Genomic DNA, 17782 nt, shown 5'->3' with positions numbered 1-17782 from the left:
CCCAAGCTGCCCGTGCTGCCCGTGCTGCCCGTGCTGCCCGTGCTGCCCGTGCCGCCCGTGACGCCGTCATCGGAGTCCTCCCGGCCACGGCGTAGCAGGTCGCGTCCGCCGAACAGGAGGAAGACGACGGCGGACAGGGCGAGGTTGAAGGCGAAGGAGCTGAGGAACAGCATGCCGGGATCGCCCGGCAGGTTGTTGCGGGTGACGACGCCGTTGACGATGCTGCCGAAGATGCTGATGGGTGAGAAGCCGCCGGCGCTGGCGCCGTTGATGACCAGCAGGCCCATGAGCATGGGGTTGATGCGGTAGCGCAGGGCGAAGCCCATGGCGACCGGGGCGATGATGGCGACGGCGGCGGGCACGACCGCCCCCACGGCCGTCAGCAGCGCGGTGACCAGGAACATCATCCAGGGGATGAGCGCGATCTTCCCGCGTACCAGGCGGACGGCGGCCTGCACCAGCCAGTCGACGGTCCCGTTGGCCTTGGCCATCGCGAACAGGTAGGTGACCCCGACCAGGATGACGAACAGGTCGCCGGGGAAGCCCGCGACGATGTCGTCCTTGCCCTCGCCCAGCACGAAGGCCCCGACCATGAACGCGGCGACGAACGCCAGGGCCCCCATGTGAACGGGCAACACGGTGGCGACCAGGAAGACGACGGCCAGGACGATGATCGTGATGATCTGCACCGACATATGGCCTCCAACGGATCTTCCATAATGCGGAAAAGTGTTTCCGCTTAGCGAGAGTATGACCTGGCTCACATTGGGCGTCAAGACTTTTCATCTCCCCCGCGAAGGCATATCTTCCGTATAGCGAGATAACTTTTCCGCATCGTGGATATTTCGAGCGAGGTCCTCATGAGCAGGCACTTCCTGCAGATCCCCGGCCCCACGAACGTGCCCGACAGCGTGCTGCGGGCCATGTCGGCGCCGACCATCGACCACCGGGGTCCCGAGTTCGCCGCACTCGGCCTGGAGGTGCTGCGCGACATCAGGCCGGTCTTCGGCACCGAAGGACCGGTCGTGATCTACCCCGCCTCGGGCACCGGCGCGTGGGAGGCCGCCCTGGTCAACACCTTGAGCCCGGGCGACAAGGTCCTGTGCTTCGAGACCGGCCACTTCGCCACCCTCTGGCAGGAGATGGCCGGCAAGCTCGGGCTGGACGTCGAGTTCGTGCCCGGCGACTGGCGCAGGGGCGCCGACCCCGAGGCGGTCCTACGGCACCTGAGCGCCGACACCGGCCACACCATCAAGGCCGTCTGCGTGGTCCACAACGAGACCTCCACCGGCGTCACCAGCCGCGTGCCCGCCGTGCGCGCCGCCATCGACGCCGCCGGCCACCCCGCGCTGCTGCTGGTCGACACCATCTCCTCGCTCGGCTCGATCGACTACCGCCACGACGAGTGGGGCGTCGACGTCACCGTCGCGGGCTCGCAGAAGGGGCTCATGCTCCCGCCCGGGCTCAGCTTCAACGCCGTCAGCGACAAGGCCCTGCACGCCTCCCGCACGGCCGGGCTGGCCAAGTCGTTCTGGGACTGGGCGCCGATCCTGGCCGCCAACGAGCGCGGCTTCTTCCCCTACACCCCCGCCACCAATCTCCTGTACGGCCTGCGCGAAGCACTCCGCCTGCTCTACGACGAAGGATTGGACGCCGTCTTCGAACGTCACATCCGGCACGCCGAGGCGACTCGCGCCGCCGTACGCGGATGGGGGCTCGAAGTGCTCTGCGCCGACGAACGCGAGCACTCAGCCGCGCTGACCGCGGTGATCGTGCCGGATGGTTACGACGCCGACAAGATCAGAGCGATCATCCTCGACCGCTTCGACATGTCGCTCGGCTCGGGGCTCGGCAGGCTCGCCGGACGCGTGTTCCGCATCGGCCACCTGGGCGACTTCAACGACCTCACCCTCGCCGGCACGCTGGCCGGCGTGCAGATGGGGCTCACCCTCGCGGGCGTGCCCATCGACCCGCGCGGGCTCAACGACGCGCTCGAGCGCCTGCAGACGCCATGACGGCCACCCTTCCGGAGACGAGCGACCTGCGGCGCGCGCTCGGCGCGGCGGTCGAGGGCGAGGTGGCCTTCGACGACTACACGCGCCACCTGTTCTCCCGCGACGCGAGCATGTACTCGATCATGCCGGTCGGCGTGGTCTTCCCCCGGCACGCCGGGGACGTCGCCGAGGCGGTCAGGGCGGCGGGGCTGGCGGGGGTGCCGGTGGTGCCGCGCGGCGCGGGCACCAGCCTGGCCGGGCAGACGGTCGGGCCCGGCCTGGTCCTCGACTTCTCCCGGCACATGAACAAGATCGTCGACCTGGACCCGAAGGCGCGGACCGCGCTGGTCGAGGTGGGTGTGGTGCAGGACCAGCTCAACCAGGCGGCGGCGCCGTACGGGCTGATGTTCGGGCCCGACACCTCCACCAGCAACCGCGCCACCATCGGCGGGATGATCGGCAACAACTCCGCCGGCAGCGGCTCGCTCACGTTCGGGATGACCATCGACCACGTCAGAGCCCTGGACGTGGTGCTGGCCGACGGCTCGACCGCGCGGCTGGAGCCGGTGAGCGAGGAGGAGCGGGCCCGCCGCGCCGCCGAGCCGACCCTGGAGGGCGCGCTCTACCGTGAGCTGCCCGGACTCGTCCGCGACAACGCCGAGGCGATCGCCACCGGCTTCCCGCCGTTCTGGCGGCGGGCCTGCGGGTACCGGCTGGACCGGCTGGCCGGGCCGGGGGAGTTCGACCTGGCGAAGTTCGTGGTCGGGGCCGAGGGCACGCTGGTCGTGGCGACGCACGCGCTGGTCGACCTGGTGCCCAAACCCCGCCACACCGTCTACGCCGTGGGCCACTTCGACAGCACCGCCGCCGCCATCGCCGCCACCGAGGACGCCCTGGCCTGCGAGCCCGCCCAGGTCGAGCTCATGGACAAGACGATCCTGGACCTGTCCCGGCAGAAGATCGAGTACGCCGGCCTCGGCGACATCCTCAAGGGCGACCCGGCGGCGCTGCTGTTCGTCTCCTTCAGCGGCGACGACCGCGATCACCTGACCGGCAAGCTCGACGAGGTCAGCCGGTTGTGGAAGCGCAACGGCCACGGCTACCACACCCTGCTCGCCGTCACCCCCGCCGAGCAGACGGCGCTGCTCAAGGTGCGCAAGTCGAGTCTCGGCCTGCTCATGGCGGCAGGCGAGGGCACCCGCAGGCCGCTGGCCTTCGTCGAGGACACCGCCGTCGACCCCAAGCACCTGGCCGAGTACACCGACCGGTTCCGCGGCGTGCTCGACAGGCACGGCCTGACGGCCGGCTTCTACGGCCACTGCTCGGTCGGCTGCCTGCACATCCGCCCGTTCGTCGACCTGGCCGACCCCGAGCAGGTGACGACCATGCGCGCCGTGGCCGTCGAGATCAAGGACCTGGTCGCCGAGTACGGCGGCGTCAACTCCAGCGAGCACGGCGACGGCCTGGCCCGCAGCGAGTTCAACCGGGAGATCTTCGGCCCCGACCTGTACGAGGCGATGCGCTCGGTCAAGCACCTGTTCGACCCCGAGGGCGTCCTGAACCCCGGCAAGATCGTCGACGCGCCGCCCATGACGGACAACCTGCGCGACGCCGCGCTGCCGCCGGCCGGGCCGATCCGTACCAGGCTGGAGTTCGAGGTGGTTGGTGGCATGCGGGGTGCGGCCGACCGGTGTATGAACATCGGGTTGTGCCGCAAGAGCGGCCCCGGGGTCATGTGCCCGTCCTACGTCGCCACCCGGCAGGAGGAGCACTCCACCCGGGGGCGGGCCAACGCCCTGGTCAAGGCGCTGTCGGAGGCCGATCCCAAGACGGCGCTCGGTGATGAGCGGCTGCACGAGATCCTCGACCTGTGCCTGATGTGCAAGGCCTGCAAGAGCGAGTGCCCGATGAGCGTGGACATGGCCACCCTCAAGGCGGAAACTCTCTCGCACCACCACGATCTGCACGGCGTGCCCCTGCGCTCACGGATCTTCGGCGCCATCCGCTCGCTCAACCGGCTCGGCTCGGCCACCGCGCCGCTGTCGAACCTGCCCACCCGCATCACTCCGGTGCGCAAGGCGCTCGAACGCGTCGTCGGCATCACCGCCAAACGCCCGTTGCCCCGCTTCGAGCGCGGCAACCTCATCAGATGGCACAAAAGGCACAAAAGGCGCAAAGGCCGCGAGACGCTGACGTTCCTGGCCGACTCGTTCACCACCTACACCGAGCCGCACATCGGCAAGGCCGCGATCGAGCTGCTGGAGCGCGCGGGCTGGACGGTCGAGCTGGCCGCCACCGGCTGCTGCGGCCGCTCCAGCCTGTCCAAGGGCCTGCTCGACCAGGCCAAGGCACAGGCCGGCGCGCTGGTCGCCCACCTATCAGACACCGAAGGGCCGATCGTCGGCTGCGAGCCGTCCTGCCTGTTCACCCTGCGCGACGAGCACCGGGCGATGCTGGCCGGCGACGAACGCGTGGACGCGGTCGCCGCCCGGGTCAAGCAGGTGGAGGAGCTGCTCACCGAGGCCGTCAACGCGGGCAAGCTGAAGCTGCGCACCGACTCGTGGCTCGCCGGCAAAAGGGTCGTCTTCCACGGCCACTGCCACCAGAAGGCCGAGGTCGGCACCGCCGCCACCATGGCCATGCTCCGGCTCATCCCCGGCGTGGAGGTCGTGGAGCTCGACACCGGATGCTGCGGCATGGCCGGCTCCTTCGGCTTCGAGGCCGAGCACTACGAGCTGTCCATGACCGTCGGCTCCGACCGGCTCTTCCCCGCGCTGGCCGCGGAACCGGCCGAGACCGTGGTCGCCGCCACCGGCGTCTCCTGCCGCCAGCAGATCTTCCACGGCGCGGCCCGCCAGGCCTGGCACCCGATCGAACTCCTGCGTGAGGCGGTGGTTCCGTCATGAGACTCGTCCGCTACAACCACAAGGACGAGGTACGCACCGGCGTGCTCGTCGGCCACGACATCCACGCCACCCCCGGGCAGGGGCCGGTGGCGGCGCTGGAGGAGGTGACGCTGCTGGCGCCCTGCGATCCACGGGTGATCGTCTGCGCCGGCCGCAACTACGGCGTACCGGGAAAACTCCGCAAACCCCGGCTGTTCCTCAAGGCCGCCAACGCCGTCACCGGCCCCGGCGCCGAGGTACGCCGCCCGCACGGGCTGCGCAGGCTGGAGTACGAGGGCGAGCTGGCCGTGGTCATCGGCCGCACCGCCCGCCAGGTGCCCAAACGCCACTTCCGGGACTACATCCTCGGCTACACCTGCGCCAACGACATCACCGCCGACGACTGGCGCAACGACGGGCAGTGGGTCAGGGCCAAGAGCGCCGACACCTTCTGCCCGCTCGGTCCCTGGATCGAGACCGACATCGACGACCCGGCCAAGCTGCACATCCGCACCCGCGTCAACGGGCTCGTCGTCCAGGACAGCCCGACCGCCGCGATGCTCTTCGGCGTCGACGAACTCCTCGCCTACGTCACCCGCTGGATCACCCTCAACCCCGGAGACGTCCTGCTGACCGGCAGCCCCGACGGCGTCGGCCCGCTGGCCGTCGGCGACGAGGTCGCGGTGGACATCGCCGGCGTCGGCGTCCTCAGCAACACCGTCCGATAGGAGGCAGGCCAGATGCGCTACACCGTCAACTGCTCCATCCTCTTCACCGACCTGCCCGTGCTGGAACGCCCGGAGGCCGCCCGCAAGGCCGGCTTCGAGGCCGTGGAGTTCTGGTGGCCGTTCGAGACCGCCGTGCCCGCCGACGCGGAGGTCGACTCCTTCGTACGCGCCGTCCGCGACGCCGGAGTCGAGCTGACCGGGATCAACTTCGCCGCCGGCGACATGCCCGGAGGCGAACGCGGCCTGCTGTCCCACCCGGACCGCGCCGCCGAGTTCCGCGACAACGTGCCGATCGTGGCCGCGATCGGCCGCACGCTCGGCTGCCGCGCCTTCAACGCCCTGTACGGCAACCGCCTCGACGACGTCCGGGAAGAACTCCAGGACGAAACGGCCCTGGCCAACCTGGCGCTGGCCAATGAGGTCGTGGACGGCGTCGTCCTGATCGAGGCGCTCAGCGGCGCCCCCGCGTACCCGCTCAAGACCGCCGCCGAAGCACTGGCCGTCGTGGCCGCGGTGCCGGGCCTGAAGCTGCTAGCCGACCTCTACCACCTGGCCGTCAACGGCGACGACGTGGACGCCCTGCTGAGGGGCGACAGCGGCGACCCGGGCAGCATCGGCCACGTCCAGATCGCCGACGCGCCGGGCAGAGGCGCGCCCGGCACCGGCGACCTGCCGCTGGCCACCTGGCTGACCGAGCTCGGCCGGACCGGCTACGACGGCTGGATCGGCCTGGAATACAAAGCCACCCCGGGTGAGGACCCCTTCGCCTGGCTCACCTCCGACCCCAAGGAACTGCCGTGAGCAACGTGACTGTCATCGGCCTGGGCATCATGGGCGCCCCGATGGCCGCCAACCTCGTCAAGGCCGGATACACCGTCACCGGCGTGAACAAGGAGCCGGAGAAGGTCGAGCAGCTGATCGAGCTGGGCGGCCACGGCGCGGCCAGTATCGCGGAAGGCGTGCGCGACGCCGACGTCATCGTGACCATGCTGCCCGACACCCCCGACGTCGAACTCGTCGCCGCCGACATCGTGGACCACGCCCGCGAGGGCACGCTGTGGATCGACGCCAGCAGCATCAGGCCGGACGCCGCCGCCCGCATGGCCGCCCAGGCGGCCGAGGCCGGGCTGCGCGCGGTGGACGCGCCCGTCTCCGGCGGCGAGCAGGGCGCGATCGACGCCAGCCTTTCCATCATGGTCGGCGGCGCCCCCGCCGACGTCGAGGCGGCCCGGCCCGTCCTGGAAGCGGTGGGCTCCACCGTCGTGCACGTCGGCCCGGCCGGGTCCGGGCAGACGGTCAAGGCCGCCAACCAGCTCATCGTCGCCGGCACCATCGAACTGGTCGCCGAGGCGATCGTGTTCCTGGAGGCCTACGGCGTCGAGATGGAGGCCGCGATCAAGGTCCTGTCGGCGGGCCTGGCGGGCAACCGCATCCTGGAGCGCAAGGCCGAGGGCATGCTGGGCCGTAGCTTCCAGCCGGGCTTCCGCATCGACCTGCACCACAAGGACCTCGGCATCGTCACCGCGGCCGCCCGGCAGGCGGGCGTGGCCATCCCGGTCGGGGCGGTGCTGGCCCAGCTGATGGGCGCCGCGCGGGCGCAGGGCCACGGGCAGCTCGACCACACCGCCCTGCTGCTGCTCGTCGAGCAGCTCTCGGGCCGCTGACAGAGCGCGAGGAGCGAACCCACATGGCACGCATGCGAGCCGTCGACGCCGCGGTCCTGATCCTGGAGCGTGAGAACGCCACCCAGACCTTCGGGGTGCCCGGCGCGGCCATCAACCCGTTCTACTCCGCGATGCGCGCACACGGCGGCATCAAACACGTCCTGGCCAGGCACGTCGAAGGCGCCGCGCACATGGCCGAGGGCTACACCCGCGCCCGCGCCGGCAACATCGGCGTGTGCGTCGGCACCTCGGGCCCCGCGGGCACCGACATGATCACCGGGCTCTACTCAGCCGCGGCCGACTCCATCCCCATCCTCTGCGTCACCGGCCAGGCGCCGGTCGCCCGCCTGCACAAGGAGGACTTCCAGGCCGTCGACATCGCCGCCATCGCCGCGCCCCTCACCAAGATGGCCTACACCGTCATGGAGGGCGCCCAGGTGCCGGGCGCCTTCCAGCAGGCCTTCCACCTCATGCGTTCGGGACGGCCCGGCCCCGTCCTCATCGACCTGCCGCTCGACGTGCAGCTCACCGAGATCGACTTCGACATCGACACCTACGAGCCGCTGCCCGTCCACCGGCCGGCGGCCACCCGGGCGCAGGCGGAGAAGGTGCTGGCCATGATGGCGGGGGCCGAGCGCCCGGTCATCGTCGCCGGCGGCGGCGTCATCAACGCCGACGCCGGCGACCTGCTGGTCGAGCTGGCGGAACTGCTCGGCGTGCCGGTCATCCCCACGCTCATGGGCTGGGGCGCCATCCCCGACGACCACCCGCTGATGGCCGGCATGGTCGGCCTGCAGACCGCCCACCGCTACGGCAACGCCACCCTGCTGGCCGCCGACTTCGTGCTCGGCATCGGCAACCGGTGGGCCAACCGCCACACCGGCGGGCTGGAGGTCTACCGGCGTGGCCGTACCTTCGTGCACATCGACATCGAGCCGACGCAGATCGGCAGGGTCTTCGCGCCCGACTACGGCGTCGTCTCCGACGCCGGAGCGGCGCTGATCCAGCTCGTCGAGGCGGCCCGCGCCACGCTGCCGCCGGACCGGGGCGTGTGGGCGAAGGAGTGCCAGGAGCGCAAGCGCACCCTGCACCGGCGCACCGACTTCGACAACGTCCCGATCAAGCCGCAGCGCGTCTACCAGGAGATGAACCTCACCTTCGGCAAGGACGTGCGCTACGTCTCCACGATCGGCCTGTCGCAGATCGCCGGCGGGCAGTTCCTGCACGTCTACAAGCCGAGGCACTGGATCAACTGCGGCCAGGCCGGGCCGCTCGGCTGGACGGTGCCCGCCGCGCTGGGCGTGGCCGTGGCCGATCCGGAGGCCACCGTGGTGGCCCTGTCGGGCGACTACGACTTCCAGTTCATGATCGAGGAGCTGGCGGTCGGGGCGCAGTTCAACATCCCCTTCCTCCAGGTGCTGGTCAACAACTCCTACCTGGGGCTGATCCGGCAGGCGCAGCGGGCGTTCGACATGGACTTCCAGGTCAGCCTGGCCTTCGACAACGTCAACGCGCCCGAGCTGGGCGGCTACGGCGTCGACCACGTCAAGGTGGTCGAGGGGCTGGGCTGCAAGGCCATCCGCGTGCACGAGCCAGGCGAACTGGCCGGGGCCTTCGAGGAGGCGCGGAAGATCATGGAGGACCTGCGGGTGCCGGTCGTGGTGGAGGTGATCCTCGAACGCGTCACCAACATCGCGATGGGCGCCGACCTCGACGCCATCACGGAGTTCGAGGAGGTCGCCGACGCCGAGATCCTGTCGCGGGGGTGAGCGGCGATGTCCGTGCTGATCGCGCCCGACAAGTTCAAGGGCTCGCTGACGGCCCGCCAGGTGTGCGAGCACCTGGCGGCCGGCATCATCGGGCGCGCTCCCGGCACGCAGGTCGCCGTGCTGCCGGTGGCCGACGGCGGCGAGGGCACGCTGGATGCCGCGCTGGCCGCCGGGTTCCGCCGGGTCGCCGTCCAGGCCGAGGGGCCTGACGCGCGGCCGGTCGCGACCTCCTACGCCGAGCGCGACGGCGTCGCGGTGATCGAGCTGGCCGACGTGTCCGGGCTGGGCCGGCTGGCCGGCCCGCCCGCTCCCCGGACCGCCACCAGCTACGGCACCGGCCAGGTCATCCGGGCCGCGCTGGACGGCGGCTGCCGCCGGATCGTGCTCGGCCTGGGCGGCAGCGCCTGCACCGACGGCGGCGCCGGCCTGGCCGAAGCACTGGGCGCCAGGCTGGAGGGCGTCACTGGGCGCGGCGGCGCGGCCCTGTCCACCATCGACCGGCTCGACCTGTCGCGGCTGCATCCACGCCTGACCGAGGTGGAGATCGACATCGCCATCGACGTGGACAACCCCCTGCTCGGCCCGTACGGCGCCGCCGCCGTCTACGGTCCGCAGAAGGGCGCCACCCCACGCGACGTGGCCGACCTGGAGGCCGCGCTGGCCCGCTGGTCCCAGGCGGTCGCCGCGGCCACCGGCGTCGAGGCCGCCTGCGTCCCCGGCGCGGGGGCCGCGGGCGGCGTCGGCTACGCGGGCCTGACCATCCTGCGCGGCACGCTCCGCTCCGGCATCGAGCTGGTCCTCGACCTCGTCGGCTTCCCCGCGCACCTGGCGGCGGCCAAGCTCGTCGTCACCGGGGAGGGCTCGCTCGACCACCAGACCGCCCGCGGCAAGGCGCCGGCCGGGGTCGCCGCGATGGCGGTCGCCGCGGGCACGCCGGTCGTCGCCGTGGCCGGGCGCTCGCTGCTGCCGCCCGCGGCGATCGAGCGGCTCGGCCTCGACCGCGTTTACCCCCTCAGTGCCCTCGAACCGGACGGCCGGCGCTCGATGCGGCGCGCCGGCGCGCTCCTGGAGCTGGTCGGCGGCCAGATCGCCGACGACTGGCTCGCCTGAACGCCCGGCCGGGCGAGCTCAGCGCCCGGCTGGGCTCTCGAACGCCCAGCCGGGTCACCCCCACCCGCCCGGCCGGGCCACCCAAGCCCGGCCGGAGGTTCCGGGCGTACCGCTCCGGCTGTAGCGGGCGGGCCGGGAGTCGTACCGGGGGAGTAGGCAGGCCATCACCGCTGGTGGGACGTCCGCGCACCACCGGCTGGACGAAGATTTCCGGCATGAGGTTCCTGCGCATCACACTCACCCTGCAGACCCTGGTCCTGCTGCTCCAGGCGGTCACCGCCGGCATGCTGCTGTCCTCTCCCGGCGGGCGGGCCGCGCACAGCGTCACGGCCATCGCGGTGGCGGTCGTCGTGCTGGTCAACCTGGTCGCCGCCATCGTCGCGCGCCGCCGCGCCGCCATCGGGCCCGCCGTCGGCATGCTGGTGCTGACCCTGGCCCAGATGGCGCTCGGCATGGCCCACATGAAGACGCTGCACGTGCCGATCGGCGTGCTGATGTTCGGCGGCAGCCTGGTGCAGACCGCACAGATCTGGGCCGAGCGCCGCCCCGCCGCGGCGACGGCGTGAACGTCTCGCGCCGGCGGGCGCTGGGTCTGCTCGGTCTGGGAGCGGTCGCGGCGCTGGGCGTCCCGGGCTGCTCGCTGACCGGGCGCACCCCGCTGCCCAAGCTCCTCGCCAGTACGGCGCCGCTGCCCCGGCCGTTCGCCGTGCCGCTGCCGCTGCCACCGGTGGCGAAGCCGTACCGCAGCGACGGCACCACCGACTACTACGAGCTCGTCCAGCGCGCGGCCGAGGCGGACATCCTGCCCGGCCTGCGCACCCCGATCTGGGGCTACGACGGGAAGTTCCCCGGCCCCACCGTCCGGGCGCGCAGCGGCCGGCGGACCGTCGTGCGCGTGCGCAACACGCTGGGCGCGCCGACTGTCACCCACCTGCACGGCGGCCACACCCCGCCGGAGTCCGACGGCTTCCCGACCGACCTGGTGGCGCCGGGCGCCCAGCGCGACTACGTCTTCCCGCTGGAGCAGCGGGCGGCCACGCTCTGGTACCACGACCACCGCATGGACTACACCGGCCCGCAGGTCTGGCGCGGGCTGGCCGGGTTCTTCCTGGTCGGCGACGAGGAGGAAGCGGCGCTGCCGCTGCCCTCCGGCGAGCGGGACGTGCCGCTGATGATCTGCGACCGCGCCTTCCACACCGACGGCACCATGCCCTACCCGGTGCGCGACGACGGGCCCGGCGCCCGCGAGGCGTTCATGGGTGGCCTGCTCGGCGACGTCATCCTGGTCAACGGCGCCCCGTGGCCGGATCTCGCGGTCGACCGGGCCCGCTACCGGCTGCGGCTGCTCAACGGCTCCAACGCCCGCACCTACGAGCTCGCCCTGCCGCCCGGGGGCAAGATGGTGGTGATCGCGAGCGACGGCGGCCTGCTGACCGCCCCCCACCCCGTCGAGCTGGTACGGCTGGCGCCGGGCGAGCGGGCCGACGTGGTGGTGGACTTCGCCGCCTACCGCGTCGGCGAACACGTCGAGCTGCGCAACCTCCTCGGCGAGGAGGGCCCGCAGTCGCGGGTGATGCGGTTCACCGTCGCCCGCGAGGCCCGCGACGACTCCGCGATCCCCCAGACGCTCTCCCGGATCGAGCGCCTCGACCCGGCCACGGCCTCGGTGACCCGCGACTTCTCCTTCACCAGCGGCAGCCTGCACGGCCACACCGGCTGGATGATCAACGACAAGCCCTTCGACGTACGCCGCGTCGATGCCAGGCCCAAGCTCGGCCAGGTCGAGATCTGGCGGCTGACCAGCGACGTCTCCCACCCGGTGCACCTGCACCTGGCGCCCTTCCAGGTGCTGTCGGCCGGCGGCGAGCCGCCCGAGGGCCCGCTCGGCTGGAAGGACACGGTGGAGCTGCGCGAGACGCAGACCGTGGAGATCATCACCCGCTTCACCGGCTACCGGGGCCGGTACGTCATGCACTGCCACAATCTGGAACACGAGGACATGGCGATGATGAGCACCTTCGAGGTGGTCTGAGCGGCCGACTCCGGCAAACCGTACTTCCCTATGATTTCTCGTACTGGAGAGTCGTACCGTACGGAGATACGATTACGGGGTGAGTTCCACATCCGTGCCCTCGCGCCGTCGCCGAGTCGGCGGCGCCCGCAGGGCGGAGGTGCTCGACGTGGTGGTCGACGTCCTGTCCGAGCGCGGCTACGAGCACACGCGGTTCACCGACGTCGCCAAGGTGGCGGGGGTGGCGGTGAGCACGCTGCAGTTCTACTTCGGCTCCCGTGACGACATGCTCGTCGAGGCGCTGCACCACTCCACCGAACGGGAGGTCGCCCGGCTGGAGCAGGCGGGCAACCAGGAGCCCACGCCGTGGCCGCGCCTGGTCGCGCTCGTGGACGGAGGGCTGGCGCCGCTGCCGATCGGCACCTGGCGCATGCTGATGGAGTTCTGGCACGCGGCGGTGCACGATCCCGAGCTGCGCGCGCACAGCGTGAGCCTGCAGGAGCGCTACCGGCGGCCGTTCGCCGAGGCCATCCGCGACGGCGTCGAACAGGGCGAGTTCCACGTGGCCGACGACGTCGAGGACGTGGTGACGGCGCTCGTCGCGCTCCTCGACGGCCTGGTCATCCCGCGGGTGCTCGACCACGAGTACTTCGACGCCGACCGGTTGCGCGTCGTTGTTCTGCGGCAACTCCGCGCGCTTCTCGGAGTCGCCGATCCATGAGTCAGCACGGACAGGAATGAGGAGGGGTTACGCGTGCTTAGTCCGGCTATTTCCGGCGCACCCGCATTGGTGGACATCGCCACCGCGAATCGCGCGGCGACATGCGACTTCTATTCCGGTCTTTTCGGCTGGACCTATTCGTCGGCCGGCGATTACGTCTATGCCGAACTCGACGGCGACGTCGTGGCCGGCGTCCGCAGCGGCGAGCAGGCCGCGTGGACGCTCTACGTGCACGCCGACGCCGTGGAGACGGCGGCCAAGGACATCGAGGAGGCCGGCGGGCAGGTCGTCTTCGGCCCGCATCAGGCCCCCGGGCACGGCGAGGCGCTCGTCGCCGCCGACCCCGCGGGCGCGGTCTTCGGCCTGTGGCGCACCGACGGGCCCGGCGGCTTCGGCGTGGGCAGGCCGGGCACGCTGACCTGGGCGGAGCTGCGCACCATCGACGGCGGGCTCATCGACTCGTTCTACGGCCGGTTGTTCGGCTACGAGCAGCGGCAGATCGGCGACGGGCGGCAGTTCGACTACACGGTCTGGTCGGCGGGCGGGCAGACCCGGCTGGGCCGCCACGCGGACAAGTCCTACGTCCTGCCGTACTGGCTCATGCAGTTCGCGGTCGATCCGGACGTGGGCACGGACGCGACCGTGGTCCGGGTGACCGACCTCGGCGGATCGGTGATCGGCGATCCCGTCAACATTCCCGCGGGGCGCATAGCGCTGGTGGCCGACGTCTCCGGGGCCATCTTCGCGCTGATCGACGACGCGCGCCCACAGGCCTCGTAACCGGCGCCATCGCGTCCGGGCGGGGCGGGCCGGGTGGCTTGTCCGGTGAGACGTCCCCGGGTGGCGACCGCAGCCGCCGCCCGGGGATTCGCGAACTCCCTGCTCAGTCCTGCATGCGCCGGCCGGGCTGGGCAGCGCGCTCTTCCCGCATCTTGATCCGCAGGTGCGGGCGCGGCTGTGGTTCTGGGTGGAACGGCGGGCGGCCGGAGCCGGGTCCCTAGGACGGGTTCGGCACGGGACTGTGCCCGTCCATCGGCCGGCCGACGGGTGGTGGTGGCCCGGGTGCCGCCGACGGCTTAATTATTTGGAAACTTTCCTAAAAGAAAGCGTTGACGCACCTGGTGAGAGCGCCTACCTTCGCGCACAAGAGCGCATTATCACCCCCCTTGGATGGCGAACCATGCGTAAGCGAGCGCGTCTGTCCTTAGCCGCCGTGGCGGCCTCGACGGCCTTGGTCGCGGCGACCTTGGCCGGGTCCGCGGCGGCGGCCGTCGACCACGAGACCTGCCGCCCCGATGGGCTCCACCGAACGTCCGGCGTCAGCGTCCCCTACTGCTCCGCCTACGACGAACAGGGCCGCGAGAACATGGGCGCGGACCACCCGCGCCGCGTCATCGGCTACTTCACCGGCTGGCGGCACGGCGGCAACGGCCAGCCCGCCTACCTGGCCCAGAACATCCCCTGGTCGAAGATCACGCACATCAACTACGCCTTCGCCCACGTGGGCGCGGACAACAAGATCTCGGTGGGCGCCGACTCGGCGACCAACCCGGCCACCGGGCTGGACCTGGCGGGCAACGACCCGGCCCTGCCGTACAAGGGGCACTTCAACGCGCTCACCACGCTCAAGAGGGCCAACCCGCACGTCAAGACGCTGATCAGCGTCGGCGGGTGGGCCGAGACCGGCGGGTACCTCGACGCGAACGGCAACCGGGTGGCCTCCGGCGGCTTCTACACGATGACCGACAGCCAGGCCGCGATCGACACCTTCGCCGACTCCGCCGTCGCCTTCATCAGGAAGTACGGCTTCAACGGCGTCGACATCGACTACGAGTACCCCACCTCGATGAAGGACGCCGGCAACCCGGCCGACTGGCAGATCGCCAACGCCCGGCGCGGCCGGCTCATGCAGGGCTACGCGGCGCTGATGAAGACGCTGCGCGACCGGCTGGACAGGGCCGCCGCGGCCGACGGGAAGTACTACCAGCTCACCGCGGCCGTGCCCGCCTCCGGATACCTGCTGCGCGGCATGGAGACCTTCCAGGTCGCCCAGTACCTGGACTTCCTCAACATCATGTCCTACGACCTGCACGGCGCCTGGAACGAGTTCGTCGGCCCGAACGCCGCCCTCTACGACGACGGCAAGGACGCCGAACTGGCCAAGTGGGGCGTCTACACCACCTCCCAGTACGGCGGCATCGGCTACCTCAACACCGACTGGTCCTACCACTACTACCGAGGCGCCCTGCCGCCCGGCCGGATCAACATCGGTGTGCCGTACTACACCCGCGGCTGGAAGAACGTCACCGGCGGCACCGGCGGCCTGTGGGGCAAGTCGGTCGGCACCACCTGCCCGACCGGGCTGACTACCTGCGGCGACGGCGCCACCGGCATCGACAACCTGTGGCACGACAAGGAGAACGGCCGCGAGGTCGGCGCCGGGTCCAACCCGATGTGGCACGCCAAGAACCTCGAGCGCGGCATCGCCGGCTCCTACCTGGGCGCGTACGGCGTCACCGAGGGCATCACCGGCACCTACACCCGCAACTACGACAGCACGCTCGTCGCCCCGTGGCTCTGGAACAGCGGCAAGAAGGTGTTCCTGTCCACCGAGGACGAGCAGTCGCTCAAGGCCAAGGCCGAGTACGTCAGGGACAAGGGCCTCGGCGGCATCATGATCTGGGAGCTGGCCGGCGACTACAAGTGGACCGGCAGCGAGTATTTCATGGGCGACACGCTGACCACGCTGGTGCACGACACGCTCAAGACGGCGGCGCCGTACACCGCGACCAGGGCGAAGACCGCGCTGCCCGCCGAGAAGATCGACGTGGGCTTCGCCGCCGAGCAGTTCCCCGTCGGTGACAGCAACTACCCGATCAGCCCCAAGCTCAAGATCACCAACCGGTCGGCGTTCACGCTGCCCGGCGGCACCGAGTTCCAGTGGGACTACGCGACCTCCTCGCCGCCGAACGCCAAGGACCAGTCCGGGTTCGGGCTGCGGGTGATCAGCAGCGAGCACACCGGGGCCAACAACATCGGCGGGCTCAAGGGCGACTACCACCGCGTCTCGGTGAAGCTGCCCACCTGGCAGACGCTCGCCCCGGGCGCCTCGGTGACCATGGACTACGTCTACTACCTGCCCGCGCCCGGCCCGAACAACTTCACCGTCACCTTCGGCGGCAAGAGCTACGGCGTGGTCCAGGATTTGGCCCGCGGCGGGGATGTGGTGACCCCGTCGCCGACCCCCACGGTCACGCCGACCGGCGGCACCTGCACCGATCCGGCGTGGGAGGCCGGGAAGGTGTACAACGGCGGCCAGCGTGTGTCCTTCAACGGCCGCACCTATGAGGCCCGCTGGTGGACGCAGGGCAACCAGCCCGGCACCAACGACGTGTGGCGCGACCTCGGCGCCTGCGCCGGCGGCCCCTCCCCGACGGCGACGGCGACCCCGACCCCGACGGCGACCCCGACCCCGACGGTGAACCCGACGCCCACCCCCACGCCGACGCCCACCGTCACCCCGACGGCGACGCCCACGCCGACCGTGACCTACACGGCCGGCCCACGGGAGTGGGCGCCCGGCGTCACCTACCAGACCGGTGCCATGGTGACCTACCAGGGCGGCACCTACCGGTGTAGGCAGGGACACACCTCCCAGGTCGGCTGGGAGCCCACCAACCTCTTCGCCCTCTGGCAGCGCATCTAGTCCCGCGAGGGCCCGGCCCCGGCCGGGCCCTTCCGCACGCCCGGCCCCGGCTGCCGTTCGGCGTCGGCTACTTCCTGGGCAACGTGGCAGGCGGCTTCCTGGGCGACTGGGCCGCCCGCCGCAGCCCCCGCTTCGGCCTGGTCGCGGTGCTGCAAGCCGCCCAGTTCGCCTTCGCCGTCGCGGCCTTCCTCGGCACCCAGATCGCGTTCGCGTCCATCGTGCCGTTCGCGCTGTTCTTCGGCCTGATGGGCGCCGCGCAGGGCGTCAACCCCGGCATCAACCGGCCGATGGTCATGGCGATCACGCCTCCCGAGCTGCGGGGCGCGGCCTTCGCCATCTACATCTCGATCTTCGAGGCGATCGGCTGGGCCGCCTTCAGCCTCGGGGCAGGCTTCCTCGGCGACGTCTTCGGGCTCAAGCAGGTCTTCCTGTGGATCCTGGTCCTGCTGATGCTGGCCAACGGGGCGTACCTCACCCTCCTCTACCGCCCGTACGCCCGCGACGTGGACCGCCTCCAGCACGAACTCGACACCCGCCGCGCCACGGCCCTGAACGACTGACAGGGCTACCCGGCGCCCCGGACGAAGATCAGCAACAGGGCGATCATCCCCAGGCCCCCTCCCAGGATGAACAGCCACTTGGCGAGCTTGTGGATGACCTTCTCTGTCATCCACGTGCGGGACGAGGAGGTTACCGGCCCGCTCAGGGAGCTTCGGGGGGCGTCCCGTCCGGTTCCCGGGCAGGGGCGGTGTCCAGCATCGCGCGGCTCCACCAGACGTCCAGCACGCTGGACAGTTCCGACCCCATCTCGGCGCTGACCAACTCGGCGAAGAACTGGACCCGGCAGGCGCCATGCAGCGCTTCGGCGATGCCACTGATCGTTCGCTTGACTCGCGCCTGTTCCGCGACTGGCACAGCCTTCCTCCCGCCTCGTTGTCCTCGGAAGAGTACGGCCCGCGACGCCACGGCGTCGTGCGCCGGCCACCACCTGGCGTGCCGGGAGCGCGCTGTCCTGCCTCGACGGAGCGTCGCGGCCGCCAGTCCCGGAGGTGGCCCCGGCGCCCGAGGGCGCCGGGGCTCTGTCGCTACTGCCTGCCGCGCCTTCGTCGATGGCGTGGGCGAGTCGGGGGAGGCGTCACCTCCCCCGCGGAATTATCAGTCGCTGCCCGCTTCTGGGGCGGGTCAGCGCCTGGT

General features: G+C 71.3%; 15 protein-coding genes. 13 read left to right on the top strand and 2 right to left on the bottom strand.

The genetic code is table 11. The features are described 5' to 3' along the window. On the bottom strand, nt 1-695 hold a 695-nt coding region (locus HNR40_RS25100; protein ID WP_281395467.1), incomplete at its 3' end, for an SLC13 family permease. A 165-nt stretch (nt 696-860) separates the two neighbouring features. Here HNR40_RS25100 and HNR40_RS25095 point away from each other — a divergent pair. The 13 genes from HNR40_RS25095 to HNR40_RS25035 all read left to right on the top strand — a co-directional run bounded on the left by HNR40_RS25095 (nt 861) and on the right by HNR40_RS25035 (nt 17148). Then, complete coding sequence (locus HNR40_RS25095) at nt 861-2015, top strand: pyridoxal-phosphate-dependent aminotransferase family protein (RefSeq protein ID WP_184965307.1); 1155 nt, start codon at nt 861-863, stop codon at nt 2013-2015. Next, a complete protein-coding gene (locus tag HNR40_RS25090) occupies nt 2012-4900 on the top strand; it encodes an FAD-binding and (Fe-S)-binding domain-containing protein (RefSeq protein WP_184965305.1) in 2889 nt (962 codons plus the stop codon). The genes HNR40_RS25095 and HNR40_RS25090 overlap by 4 nt, the downstream gene beginning before the upstream one ends. Beyond that, nucleotides 4897-5607, top strand: a complete 711-nt coding sequence (locus HNR40_RS25085) for a fumarylacetoacetate hydrolase family protein (protein ID WP_184965303.1) — start codon at nt 4897-4899, stop codon at nt 5605-5607. The genes HNR40_RS25090 and HNR40_RS25085 overlap by 4 nt, the downstream gene beginning before the upstream one ends. A gap of 12 nt (nt 5608-5619) precedes the next feature. Beyond that, nucleotides 5620-6408: a hydroxypyruvate isomerase family protein gene (locus tag HNR40_RS25080; protein WP_184965301.1), complete on the top strand. Its 789-nt coding sequence runs from the start codon at nt 5620-5622 to the stop codon at nt 6406-6408. Beyond that, nucleotides 6405-7271 (top strand): 2-hydroxy-3-oxopropionate reductase, encoded by an 867-nt coding sequence (locus tag HNR40_RS25075; protein WP_184965299.1) that lies wholly within the window; start codon nt 6405-6407, stop codon nt 7269-7271. Before HNR40_RS25080 ends, HNR40_RS25075 begins: the two co-directional genes overlap by 4 nt. Nucleotides 7272-7294: 23 nt before the next feature. Next, entirely contained in the window at nt 7295-9040 is a 1746-nt protein-coding gene (gene gcl, locus HNR40_RS25070) for a glyoxylate carboligase (protein WP_184965297.1), read from the top strand. Nucleotides 9041-9046: 6 nt separating this feature from the next. Further along, the gene (locus HNR40_RS25065; RefSeq protein ID WP_184965295.1) at nt 9047-10150 is read left to right on the top strand and encodes a glycerate kinase; all 1104 of its coding nucleotides are present in this window, start codon (nt 9047-9049) and stop codon (nt 10148-10150) included. 215 nt (nt 10151-10365) lie between these two features. Continuing rightward, the gene (locus HNR40_RS25060) at nt 10366-10716 is read left to right on the top strand and encodes a hypothetical protein (RefSeq protein WP_184965293.1); all 351 of its coding nucleotides are present in this window, start codon (nt 10366-10368) and stop codon (nt 10714-10716) included. Further along, nucleotides 10713-12182 (top strand): multicopper oxidase family protein, encoded by a 1470-nt coding sequence (locus tag HNR40_RS25055; RefSeq protein WP_184965291.1) that lies wholly within the window; start codon nt 10713-10715, stop codon nt 12180-12182. Before HNR40_RS25060 ends, HNR40_RS25055 begins: the two co-directional genes overlap by 4 nt. Nucleotides 12183-12261: 79 nt before the next feature. Beyond that, on the top strand, nt 12262-12882 hold the full coding sequence (locus HNR40_RS25050) for a TetR/AcrR family transcriptional regulator (protein WP_184965289.1): 621 nt from the start codon (nt 12262-12264) through the stop codon (nt 12880-12882). 33 nt (nt 12883-12915) lie between these two features. Continuing rightward, nucleotides 12916-13662: a VOC family protein gene (locus tag HNR40_RS25045; protein ID WP_184965286.1), complete on the top strand. Its 747-nt coding sequence runs from the start codon at nt 12916-12918 to the stop codon at nt 13660-13662. A gap of 400 nt (nt 13663-14062) precedes the next feature. Continuing rightward, nucleotides 14063-16588, top strand: a complete 2526-nt coding sequence (locus HNR40_RS25040) for a chitinase C-terminal domain-containing protein (protein WP_184965284.1) — start codon at nt 14063-14065, stop codon at nt 16586-16588. After that, nucleotides 16546-17148, top strand: coding sequence for an MFS transporter (locus tag HNR40_RS25035; RefSeq protein WP_376773502.1), 603 nt, complete (start codon nt 16546-16548; stop codon nt 17146-17148). Before HNR40_RS25040 ends, HNR40_RS25035 begins: the two co-directional genes overlap by 43 nt. Nucleotides 17149-17290: 142 nt before the next feature. On the opposite strand, the gene HNR40_RS25030 is transcribed toward HNR40_RS25035, so the two are convergent. Next, on the bottom strand, nt 17291-17503 hold the full coding sequence (locus tag HNR40_RS25030; RefSeq protein WP_184965280.1) for a hypothetical protein: 213 nt from the start codon (nt 17501-17503) through the stop codon (nt 17291-17293). Between the last annotated feature and the right edge of the window lie 279 nt (nt 17504-17782).

The sequence above is a fragment of the Nonomuraea endophytica genome (assembly GCF_014203235.1).
GTDB classification, from domain to species: domain Bacteria; phylum Actinomycetota; class Actinomycetes; order Streptosporangiales; family Streptosporangiaceae; genus Nonomuraea; species Nonomuraea endophytica.
This window is presented reverse-complemented; position numbering and strand designations above follow the sequence as displayed.